Annotated in this window: 10 protein-coding genes; 4 read left to right on the forward strand and 6 right to left on the reverse strand. The window is 65.8% G+C overall.

Annotation, left to right across the window (positions count from 1 at the left end; genetic code table 11):
* Together GSQ79_RS28965 and GSQ79_RS10660 are read right to left on the reverse strand one after the other, a co-directional pair.
* Positions 1-186: hypothetical protein (locus GSQ79_RS28965; protein ID WP_210253058.1), on the reverse strand; the 186-nt coding region annotated here is incomplete at its 3' end.
* A 146-nt stretch (positions 187-332) separates the two neighbouring features.
* Complete coding sequence (locus tag GSQ79_RS10660; protein WP_158808709.1) at positions 333-818, reverse strand: Hsp20 family protein; 486 nt, start codon at positions 816-818, stop codon at positions 333-335.
* A 320-nt stretch (positions 819-1,138) separates the two neighbouring features.
* Between GSQ79_RS10660 and GSQ79_RS10665 the strand changes: the two genes are divergently transcribed.
* Positions 1,139-2,146 (forward strand): alpha/beta fold hydrolase, encoded by a 1,008-nt coding sequence (locus GSQ79_RS10665; protein ID WP_158808702.1) that lies wholly within the window; start codon positions 1,139-1,141, stop codon positions 2,144-2,146.
* On the opposite strand, the gene GSQ79_RS10670 is transcribed toward GSQ79_RS10665, so the two are convergent.
* The 3 genes from GSQ79_RS10670 to GSQ79_RS10680 all read right to left on the reverse strand — a co-directional run bounded on the left by GSQ79_RS10670 (position 2,107) and on the right by GSQ79_RS10680 (position 5,058).
* A complete protein-coding gene (locus GSQ79_RS10670) occupies positions 2,107-2,895 on the reverse strand; it encodes a L,D-transpeptidase (RefSeq protein WP_158808703.1) in 789 nt (262 codons plus the stop codon). The genes GSQ79_RS10665 and GSQ79_RS10670 overlap by 40 nt on opposite strands.
* A 179-nt stretch (positions 2,896-3,074) precedes the next feature.
* The gene (locus GSQ79_RS10675; RefSeq protein ID WP_158808704.1) at positions 3,075-3,695 is read right to left on the reverse strand and encodes a L,D-transpeptidase; all 621 of its coding nucleotides are present in this window, start codon (positions 3,693-3,695) and stop codon (positions 3,075-3,077) included.
* 112 nt (positions 3,696-3,807) lie between these two features.
* Complete coding sequence (locus GSQ79_RS10680) at positions 3,808-5,058, reverse strand: SGNH family hydrolase (protein WP_158808705.1); 1,251 nt, start codon at positions 5,056-5,058, stop codon at positions 3,808-3,810.
* Positions 5,059-5,180: 122 nt separating this feature from the next.
* Here GSQ79_RS10680 and GSQ79_RS10685 point away from each other — a divergent pair, with 122 nt between their 5' ends.
* The 3 genes from GSQ79_RS10685 (at position 5,181) to GSQ79_RS10695 (ending at position 9,636) form a co-directional block, all read left to right on the forward strand.
* Positions 5,181-6,092, forward strand: a complete 912-nt coding sequence (locus GSQ79_RS10685; RefSeq protein ID WP_246725250.1) for a class I SAM-dependent methyltransferase — start codon at positions 5,181-5,183, stop codon at positions 6,090-6,092.
* Positions 6,089-6,829: a pseudouridine synthase gene (locus tag GSQ79_RS10690; protein ID WP_158808706.1), complete on the forward strand. Its 741-nt coding sequence runs from the start codon at positions 6,089-6,091 to the stop codon at positions 6,827-6,829. Before GSQ79_RS10685 ends, GSQ79_RS10690 begins: the two co-directional genes overlap by 4 nt.
* Before the next feature lie 173 nt (positions 6,830-7,002).
* Positions 7,003-9,636 (forward strand): C1 family peptidase, encoded by a 2,634-nt coding sequence (locus GSQ79_RS10695; protein ID WP_158808707.1) that lies wholly within the window; start codon positions 7,003-7,005, stop codon positions 9,634-9,636.
* A 97-nt stretch (positions 9,637-9,733) separates the two neighbouring features.
* Here the strand turns inward: GSQ79_RS10695 and GSQ79_RS28970 are convergent.
* Positions 9,734-10,157, reverse strand: a 424-nt coding sequence (locus GSQ79_RS28970; protein WP_210253059.1) for a hypothetical protein, incomplete at its 5' end; no start/stop codon positions are given.

Here is a 10,157-nt window from a genome sequence, read left to right on the forward strand (position 1 = left end):
CAAGGCGCACGCGAAAAAAGCCGCCGCGAAAAAAACCGCCGATGACGCCGCACCGGTCGCCTCAGCCGCAGCATCCAATCCGCCAGCGGCCGCAGACGCAGGAGAAAACAAGCCCGAAAAGAAGTCCGCGGCAAAAAAGGTCGCGGCAAAGACGAAGCCGGCGCCCGTTGCCGCAAAGAAGGCCAAGGCGCCGGACGTGGCCGTGGCCGCAAAAGCGGAAGAGCCTGCGGCGCCCCCCGCCACGAAATGGCGCGACTTCCAGTAAACGTCACACCCAGGCGGACTAAAAAAGGCGCCCATAACGGGCGCCTTCCCATGACCGGGCGAGCCGATCAGGCCGCGCGCTGGTTGTCCACGACCTGGACGTTGGGCTGAGCGCCCGCTTTGCCGATCACGATCCGGCGCGGCTTCTGGGCCTCCGGAATCTCGCGAACGAGGTCGACGTGCAGCAGACCATGTTCCAGCGTCGCGCCGACGACCTGAACGTGATCGGCGAGCTGGAAGCGGCGCTCGAAGGCGCGGGCGGCGATACCCTGGTAAAGCACCTCGCGACGGACTGCGACGGTCGGCGCCTCGGCGGCGGCGTCCTTGGACCCGCGGATGGTCAATGTGTTTTCTTTCGATTCGATCGAAAGCTCCGGTTCGGCGAACCCCGCCACGGCGACGCTGATGCGGTAGTTCAGCTCTCCGGTGCGCTCGATGTTGTAAGGCGGGTAGCCCGCGACGGCATCGCCGTTCGACGCCTGATCAAGCATCGTAAAGAGCCGGTCGAAACCGACAGTGGACCGGTAAAGCGGTGATAGATCGTACTGACGCATAAACACATCCTCCTTGATGAAGCGACATGACACGGGGGCGCCGCCATCTGGCCGAAACCCTCGTCCTGTGCGCGTCCCGCAGGCCCGCGCAGACAGGAGGATGGGTTTGCGGCAAATCCTTTGCAAGACTTTGGGAACGCTCTTGCAGCAAAAAGTTTGACCGAGAGCACTTTCCACAAAAGTTGTAGACTTTTGTGGTCAAGAAAATGCTCCACGTTCGAAAGAGAATGCTTTCTCATCGCTTCGGTGATGTCACCAAAGCGGAAAGCGTTCGGCCCGTTCGTAGGACGACGGCGAACTCAGACACGAGGCAGTTCCGGATGGACCTTTTCGCGACGCCCGGAAATCCGATCCCGCCGGATGCGATCATCTCCGCTGTGCGGACCGAGGACGGTCTGACGCTGCGGGTCGCGCGATGGGTTGCCCGCCGCGATGGCCGCGGCACGGTCTTCATCGCCATGGGCCGCAGCGAATTCATCGAGGAATATTTCGAGGTGATCACCGATCTCCTGGATCGGCGCTTCGACGTCGTCATCGTGGATTGGCGAGGACAGGGACAGTCCGATCGCGAGATCGCGCGGCGGCGGCGCGGCCACGTCAGGCATTTCGACGCCTACAAGCGCGACCTCGCAGCGATCGAAGCGCAGATTCTCCGGCCGTTCGCCACAAAACCATGGTTCGCGCTCGGCCATTCCATGGGCGGCGCCATCCTCCTGGACCAGGCCCACGACGGCCGGTCGCCCTTCGCCCGGCTCGTCCTCTCGGCACCGATGATCGATCTCCCGCTGCGCTTCCGCAACGCGATCGCGCGGTTCATGGCGGTGGCCGCCTGGCTCGGGTTCGACGCGATGCTCATTCCCGGCGGTCAGGAAGATTCGATTTTCAAGCGCGGGTTTGACGGCAATCCATTGACCTCGGATCCCCAACGCTACAGCCGCACTTCGGTGACGATCGAAACATCGCCTAACCTGGCCGTGGGCGCCCCGACGATCGGCTGGCTCCATGCCGCCTTCAGGCTGATGAACCGCTTTCAGAATCCGCGCTTCGCCATCGAGACGGTGACGCCGATCCTGATCATGGCCGCCGGTGCCGACCGCATCGTCGACACCAAAGCCACCGAGCGTTTCTCAGCGCGCCTGAAGGCCGGGCACTGCATCACGCTGGCCGAGGCGCGCCACGAAGTCATCATGGAACGCGACGACATCCGCGAGCGCTTCTGGGCCGCCTTCGACGCCTTCATTCCCGGCTCCGAAGGCGCACACGTTCGCGAGACCGGGGTCGTGGATCGTCAGAGAACCACGACTTTGGCGCCGACCGGCACGCGCTGATAGAGGTCGATCACATCGGCATTCATCATGCGGATGCAGCCCGACGACACCGCCTTGCCGATCGTGTCCGGCTCGTTGGTGCCGTGGATGCGGAACATCGTGTCCTTGTTGCCCTGGAACAGATAGAGCGCCCGAGCGCCGAGCGGGTTTTCCATCCCCCCTTCCATCCGACGCGGCAGGTCGGGCCGGCGCTTCAGCATGTCGGACGGCGGCACCCAGGCCGGCCATTCCGCCTTGCGCTGCACGGTCGCCGTCCCCTTCCAGGCGAAGCCTTCGCGGCCGACGCCAATCCCGTATTGAATCGCCTCGCCATCGGCTTTCACGAGATAAAGATGCTTGGTGGCCGTATCGACCACCAGCGTGCCCGGCGCCTGATGCGTTGGGTTGGGGACAACCTGCGCCGTCTTATGCGATGCGGTGTCGCCGAGATCGTAGTCGCTCGGCGGTCCGGACGCTGCGCCATTGCGTGGGTCGGTCTCGCTGGGATCGGGATAGGCGTCCGCGTAGGGCGGCGGCGCATAACCCTGCGGGGCGCGGGCGCGCGGCGCCTGATCGTCGGGATAGCTCGGGTACACCGGCCGCTCGTAGGAGAAGCCGCCGTTGTAGCCGGAGCCGTAATCGTGCTGACGGGTCTGATAGGGATCCGTATCGTAGGCGCCATAGCCGGGATACTGGGCGAAGGCCGGCGACGCGATCGATGTCACTACGCCGGCGACGAGACAAGCGGCAACCCATAATCTGCGAGACATCACTTCACCCAAGCGTTGACGGAAAATCGGACCGCATCTTGCGACTTGGCGCCAATTCTTCCCGGATACCAAATCTTCTCAGACACCAAGTCTTCTCAGAAAGGAAAGCGGCGAAAACGAGGAAGGCGACGCCCGGATCGCTCCGCCGCCGCCTCGATCTCTCGTTTGTGACGCGTAGGCTAGAGAACGACGACGTGCGCCCCGATCTTCACGCGGTCGTAGAGATCGATGACATCGGCATTGAGAAGACGAATGCAGCCCGACGAGACGGCATGGCCGATGGTGTCCGGCTCGTTGGTCCCGTGGATGCGATACATCGTGTCGCCCTTGGCGTTGTAGAGGTACATCGCGCGGGCGCCGAGCGGGTTCTCGATCCCGCCGGACATGTGGTGGGGGATATCGGGGCGGCGCTTCAGCATGTCGCTCGGCGGCGTCCAGGTCGGCCACTCCGCGCGGCGCGCGACATAGGCCTGGCCGGACCAGGCAAACCCGTCGCGGCCGACACCGATGTCGTAGCGCATCGCCTGGCCACCATCCATCGACAGATAAAGATAGCGGTTCTTGGTATCGACGGTGATCGTGCCGGCCTTCTCCTCCGTCGGGTCCTTCACGACGACATGGGTGGGACCGGCCTTGGGCGGCGCAACCTCGAGATCGGTCGGCACGTTGGCCTGCTGCACGTTCGGCAGCGGCACGGGCGCGAACAGCGTGCCCAGATCCATGGCCGAAGCCTGGCCGGCCAGAAGGAGAGAAAGCGATGCGGCCATGACGCCGCCCTTCAATGCGTTGAACCCCGTCATCTTCGAACCCTCGGCAAAGCTGTCATAGTTTTGACATTGTTAGAACCCGCCGATCGGGCGCTTTGTTCCTTGAAGGGTCCGTGATTTGTCGGGGCGCTCTACGAGCGGGCGCTCAGCGCGGCGGCCAGGACGCATCGTCCGCGCGGCCGGGGTGCGTCGCCTGCGCCTCGCCTTTCACCAAGGTGGTTTCGACCAACGGGTCGCGCCGTGCGACATCTCGGGTCTGCGACGGCACGACCAGCACGCCGTTGGTCGCCAAAGGCGCTTCGGTCAGCACCTTGACCGGTCCGGCATCCGGCTTGGCTGCAGCTGTGGGCCCTGGTTTTCCGGCCTCGGGCCCATGCGGCGTCGCAACGGCGGGCTCGGACGGTTTCTCCTGATCCAACGCCCGACGGATGTGCGTATCGACGAAATGCGCGAGCTTGCGGCCGCCGGCCTTGGTGAAGTGGATGCCATCGGCCGAGCGCAGCCGCACCGTCTGTCCGTTGATGTCCGGGCCGAAGGCGCTGAAGTCGCCGTTATCGTCGCTGAACGCTTCCCAGGTGTCGACGAAGGTCGCGCCGGTCTTGGCCGCGACCTCGCGATAGATATCGTTCAAGGCGGCCATGTCGTCGGCGAAATCGTCGCTCTTGGTGATGGGAACGCCGACCCAGATCAACGGAATGTTCTTCTTCTTGAACGCCTCGGCGACCGCCATCGCCCGGCGGGTATAGATCGCCGTCCACTCGTCGGAATCCGACTCGTAGGTCTTGCCGTTCTCACTGAGGCTCTGTCGATCGTTGGCGCCGATCATCATCACGGCCACGTCGATCTTTTCATGGCTTGGTATGGTTTTGGCGCCGACCTTGTCGGTCGCGCCCGGCTTCTCGCTGGCGCCGGGTTTGTCGGCGACGCTCTTGTCCGGGGCGAGAAGCTCCTCGACCGCCTTCGGCCAATTGTAGAAATCCTCGCGAACGAGGCCAGTCGAATCGCGCGCCTTGTGCAACACGCCGACGTCCGGCCGATCGCTCAGCGCGTCGTCGAGCCCGGAGGCAAGGATCTGCCCGAGGCTGTCGCCCAGAACCGCCACGAAATGAGTGGGGGGCACCGCCGGGGGCTTGGGCGCGGCGGCCGCCTCGCTGTCCTTCGGCTCGACGGCACGCGGCCGCGGCGCCACGACCCGCCGCCGCGGCGCGTAGAGCTTGCGATCCGTCTGCGGCGGCTGGGCCTGCTGCGGCTGGCCGCCGCCGAACAGGCCACCGAAAAAGCCCCAGCCTTGCGCTTGCGCGGGCGCGAGGGCGCCGAACGTCAGGAGAATCAGGCCGAGCATCGCCACGACGCCTGCGGCGCGCGTTCGAAACGGATGGGCGGTGGAACCTGCCATGGCGCGACTATAGGCCGGCGAGCCCCGGATGGCCAACACGGGCGCTCTGGGCAGCGACGCGGATATCCCCTATCGCATGATCAAGAACCGGTCGCGTGGCCGGCAGACTTTATGGAGACGGCTTGACCGACGACGAATTTCAGGGGCTCTACGGCGCGCCCCCCGATGGCTTGAGCCCTGCGGCGCCAGGCGCGATCCAGTTTTCGCCTCTCATGCCGGGAGCCGCCGCGCTCGAAGCGCAGGCGCCGAACTCTCTTGCCGGTTTCGTCATGCTCGCGCCGCCCGGCACGATCGAACGACGCTACGCCGCCGCGCTCGGGCTGCAGGCCCTGGCCGCCGGCGCGCCGTTCACGATCCTGGCGCCGAAGGATCGCGGCGGTTCGCGGCTCGCCGCCGAGCTCGAAGCCCTCGGCTGCATCGTCCAGGATCAAGCGAAACGCCATCATCGCATCTGTACCGGCGTGCGCCCCGCGACGCTCGTCGGCCTTGACGAGGCGCTCGCCGAAGGCGGGCCGCGCCAGGTCGACGGCCTGTGGTCGCAGCCCGGCGTGTTCAGCTGGGACCGGCTCGATCCCGGCAGCGCGCTGCTGGCTCAGCACCTGCCGGCTCTCGCCGGCCGCGGCGCGGATTTCGGCTGCGGCATCGGCACGCTCGCCCTGGCGGCGCTTGCCTCGCCGAAGCTGACGCATCTGGCGCTCCTCGATATCGACCGGCGTGCGGTGGAAGCGGCGAAACGCAACGTCACGGATCCCCGCGTTACCGTGCGCTGGGCCGACGTCCGCCAGCCCGATGCGACGCTGACGAAGCTCGACTTCGTGGTGATGAACCCGCCGTTCCATGACGGCGGCGCCGAGGACCGCAGCCTCGGCCAGACCTTCATCCGCCGGGCCGCGGAGTCGCTGCGCACCGGCGGCCGCCTCTGGCTGACCGCCAACCGGCACCTGCCCTACGAGGCCGTGCTCAAGCCATTGTTCAAACGCATCACGCCCGTGGTCGAAGCCTCGGGCTACAAAGTCTACGAGGCGCAGAAATGAGCAAGCCGGCCTCCGCGGTCCGGCTCGACAAATTGTTGGCCAACCTCGGCTACGGCTCGCGGCGCGACGTCCAGGCGATGGCGCGCGCCGGACGCGTGACGCTCGACGGCGCGGCGCTACCGACGGCGGAGGCGCGCGTCGCGATGACGCCGGATCTTGCAGCCCGCCTGCAGATCGACGGCACCCCGCTCGACCCCCTGCCCGGCATCGTGCTGATGCTCAACAAACCGCTCGGCATGACCTGTTCGCACAAGGACGAAGGCGCGCTGGTCTATTCGTTGCTGCCGGAGCGATGGCGGCTGCGCGAACCGCCGATCTCCAGCGTCGGCCGGCTCGACAAGGATACGTCCGGACTGCTGCTGCTGACCGACGACGGCGACCTGCTGCACCGGATCATCGCGCCGAAGACCCACGTGCCGAAGCGCTATCAGGTCGGTCTCGCGCGCCCGTTGCGCGGCGACGAGGCGGACCTGTTCGCATCGGGCACGTTGACGCTTGCCGGCGAGGCCAAGCCGCTGCTGCCAGCGCTGATCGAGATTCACACGTCGACCCAGGCTGCGCTGACGATCACCGAGGGCCGCTACCATCAGGTCCGCCGGATGTTCGCGGCAACGGGCAATCACGTCGTGACGCTCCACCGTGATCGGGTCGGTGCTCTGGACTTGCCGGCTGATCTTGCGGTCGGCACGTATCGCGCACTCGGTCTCGACGCAGCGGCTCTTATTTTCCCGCAATAATAGGGGTCTTAGACTTAAGTATCCGCCAGTTTCGTTGATAACGTTAACCATTCGTTAACTTAGATCGTTCCGCCGCTTGACCCTGTGAGCCCGGTTGCGCAACGTCCGACGCGCGACCGGTAGGGTCGGATGAGACGCCTGGCTGATGCAGCCGGCGTTCAGAGGGGAATTCGATGCCCAATAATGTTCTGACCCAGCTCAAGGCTCTGCGCGACGGCGTCGCCGAGGAGCTGCGTAAGGATCCGCGGTACCAGACGCTGCAGTCGCTGGACAAATCGATCGCCGAAATCACGACGGTTCTGTCGTCCGCCGGGCTGCTGCCTCCCACCGGCCAGGCGTCGTCGCTGTCGGCGCGGCTGAGTGGGCTTGGACCATCGCTGGATTCCCTGGCCGAGCCGAACACCTCCGCGCAAGCGCCGAAGCAGGCCGCGATCGCCGCGCCGCCAATGGCCGCCGCGGCGCCAGCGCAAGCCTATGCGCCAGCTGCACCGGCCCAGGCCTATGCGCCCGTGGCCGAGACCCCGAAGGCCGCGTTGACCCCCAGTCCCGTAGCACCGGCCGAGAAGCCCGCGCCAGTCGCGCCGCCTGCGGCGCCAACGCCGGGTTTTAATGAAGGCACGGTCAGCAAGCCGCAAGCGACCGTGCCGCCCAAGAAAAAGGGCATCTCCTCGCTGCTGAAGCCCGCCGCCGGCATTGCCGCCGTGCTGGTTGCCGGCGGCGTCGCGGCCGAGGCACTGCACCTCCACGACCAAGCCGAAGCCGCAACAAAGGCCAAGGCCGCAGCGACGCATGACGCGCCGAAGCCGGACGACGTCGCAGAGGACGAAGGCGTCGAGCCGCCCCACGGCAAGGCCGAGGACGCCGACGATAACGAGGACGAAGCGGAAGACGAGGCCGACCTCGCCGAAGCCCGCGAAGAGGAGGCTGAAGAGAAAGCCGAACACGCGGCCGAGGACCACCACAAGCCGGCTCATGGCCACGACGAGCACGCCGACAAGGCCGAAGCCGAGGACATCGAGGAGTCGGAAGACGCCGCGGTGAAAGCCGAGGAAGCCGAGGACGCGGAAGACGAGCACCCGGCGCATGCCAAGCACGGCCGCGCGCCCGGCAAGGTTGATCATGACGAGGCCGAAAACGAGGACGGCGAGGACACCAAGGCCGACGCTGGCGAAGCCGGTGGCGACGACGTGGCACCGGCCGACGGCAAGGCCAAGCCGAAAAAATCCGGCTACACGCCGATGGCGGCCAAGGCCGGCGCGGCGCAATACGCCCCGTCGATCGCGGTCAAGTTCGGCAAACTGCCGAACAAGGTCGATCTGCGCCCGCTGATGACGCCGGTCGAAGACCAGGGCCAGACCAGCTCCTGCGTCGCCAACGCGGTCGCCGGCGCCTACGAATACTGGATCAAGAAGGCGTCCAAGCAGGACCAGAATATCAGCCGCCTGTTCGTCTACTACAACGCCCGCTGGCGCGACGGATCGCAGGACAAGGACGAGGGCAGCGTCATCCAGCTGGCGATGGAAGGCCTGCAGAAATTCGGCGCCTGCGCCGAAAAGGCCTGGCCGTTCGATCCGCGCCTGATCCTGAAGAAGCCGGGTGCCGAAGCCTATAAAGAGGGCGCGCCGTTCCGCGTCCACGACATGGCGCAGGTGCCGCTGAAGCTCGATGCCTGGAAGCAGGCGCTGGCCGAAGGCAAGCCGATCGTCTTCGGCATCGCTCTCTTCGATTCCTTCGACGAATGCACGAAGAAGGGCGGCGTCGTGCCGATGCCGGCGCCTGACGCCCTCGCCCGCGAGAAGCACAGCGGCCACTCGATGTGCGCCGTCGGTTACTCCGATAGCGAAAAGGTCTTCATCGTCCGCAACTCCTGGGGCACGGACTTCGGCGACAAGGGCTATTGCTACATGCCCTACGACTATCTGCTGAACCCCAAGTTCAACGATGCGGATTGCTGGGTCTTCGTGCCGAAGGTGCCGTCGCAGCCGCCGCGCGAGACGTGGCTCGACGATACGACGCCTGTCACCAACAGCGGCAAGGGCGTGGACTTCGAGATCCAGCCCTACAAAGTGGCGGACTACGAACACATCGTCATCGATCTGTTCCAGCATGCCCGCCGGCCGTGGAACGAGCATATTCTTGCGGACTATGAGCACTACGTGTCGGCGGTGGGCAAGAGCGCCTTCACCGAACTCGAATCGTTCGACGTGATGACGTTCCTGGAAACAACGGCGCTTCTTGCCGGTGTCGGCGTGACCGCCGCGGTTCTGAGCGAGAGCTTCTCGTCGGAGATGACCGCGACAGAAACCACGACCGCCGAGACCCTGGAAGAAAGCGAAGAAGACGCAGAAGAGGACGCCGACGACGACGCGGAGGATGAGGCCGAGGAGTCCGAAGACGACGCCGACGACGATGCGGATGAAGACGCGGACGACGCGGATGCTGACGCCGAAGATGCCGACGACGCAGACGAGGATGCCGAAGAGGACGCCGACGACGCGGAGGACGATGCCGACGCGGAAGACGACGACGCCGAGGATGACGCGGACGATGCCGACGCTGACGGCGAGGATGCCGAAGCCGAAGACGACGCCGAGGCGGACGACGAGGATGCCGAAAGCGACGACGATGCCGAAGCTGAAGACGACGCTGACGGCGAAGACGACGCCGAGGGCGACGATGATGCCGAAGCTGAAGACGACGCGGAAGAGGATGCTGGCGACGACGACGCGGAAGAAGACGCCGGCGACGACGACAGCGGCGGCGATGATGACGGTGGCGGTGACGATGGCGGTGGCGACGACGAGTAGTCGCTACGCGATCTGATCGATCCGTCTAAAAGAAACGGGGCCTGCGGGCCCCGTTTTCACGTCGATCGTTCAGCACCGCAACGAGTTTGCTATCAATTTATTTTGGCGGTTTTACCGAGTTGATGAGGTCGGTCATGCGCGGATCGGTCTGACCTGATTCTTGAAGCAGAAAGAACAGCGACTTATCCGGCAGGATGAATGTCAGCAGCTCCACGTCCACGGGCGTGCCGTCGCGCGACGTGTCCTTGTAGGGCAACGCGTGAAACGGAAAACGCGGCCCCTTGTGCGGCGTGACCGCGATCGGGGGCCCCTCGTTGAGGAGCGCGAGGCTCGGCACCGACAGAATCGCTGGCGGCGGTGCAGGCTGCGCCGAGGCGGCTGCCAGCGGCGGCGCAGGTTGCGCTGAGGCTACGGCCGGCGGAAGCGTCGGCGGCGTTGAGGCTACTGCCGGTGGCGGCGCAGCGGGCGCAGAAGCGACCGCCGGCGGCGCCACCGGCCGATTGGCGACGTCCGGCAGCGCG

It is taken from the genome of Beijerinckia sp. L45 (assembly GCF_009765775.1).
GTDB lineage: Bacteria > Pseudomonadota > Alphaproteobacteria > Rhizobiales > Beijerinckiaceae > RH-AL1.

What these genes read in the sequence shown, in the direction of transcription:
- GSQ79_RS10695 (WP_158808707.1), top strand. Translation starts at nt 7,003, where the DNA reads ATGCCCAATAATGTTCTGACCCAGCTCAAGGCTCTGCGCGACGGCGTC.
- GSQ79_RS10660 (WP_158808709.1), bottom strand. Translation starts at nt 818, where the DNA reads ATGCGTCAGTACGATCTATCACCGCTTTACCGGTCCACTGTCGGTTTC.
- GSQ79_RS10690 (WP_158808706.1), top strand. Translation starts at nt 6,089, where the DNA reads ATGAGCAAGCCGGCCTCCGCGGTCCGGCTCGACAAATTGTTGGCCAAC.
- GSQ79_RS10680 (WP_158808705.1), bottom strand. Translation starts at nt 5,058, where the DNA reads ATGGCAGGTTCCACCGCCCATCCGTTTCGAACGCGCGCCGCAGGCGTC.
- GSQ79_RS10665 (WP_158808702.1), top strand. Translation starts at nt 1,139, where the DNA reads ATGGACCTTTTCGCGACGCCCGGAAATCCGATCCCGCCGGATGCGATC.
- GSQ79_RS10670 (WP_158808703.1), bottom strand. Translation starts at nt 2,895, where the DNA reads ATGTCTCGCAGATTATGGGTTGCCGCTTGTCTCGTCGCCGGCGTAGTG.
- GSQ79_RS10675 (WP_158808704.1), bottom strand. Translation starts at nt 3,695, where the DNA reads ATGACGGGGTTCAACGCATTGAAGGGCGGCGTCATGGCCGCATCGCTT.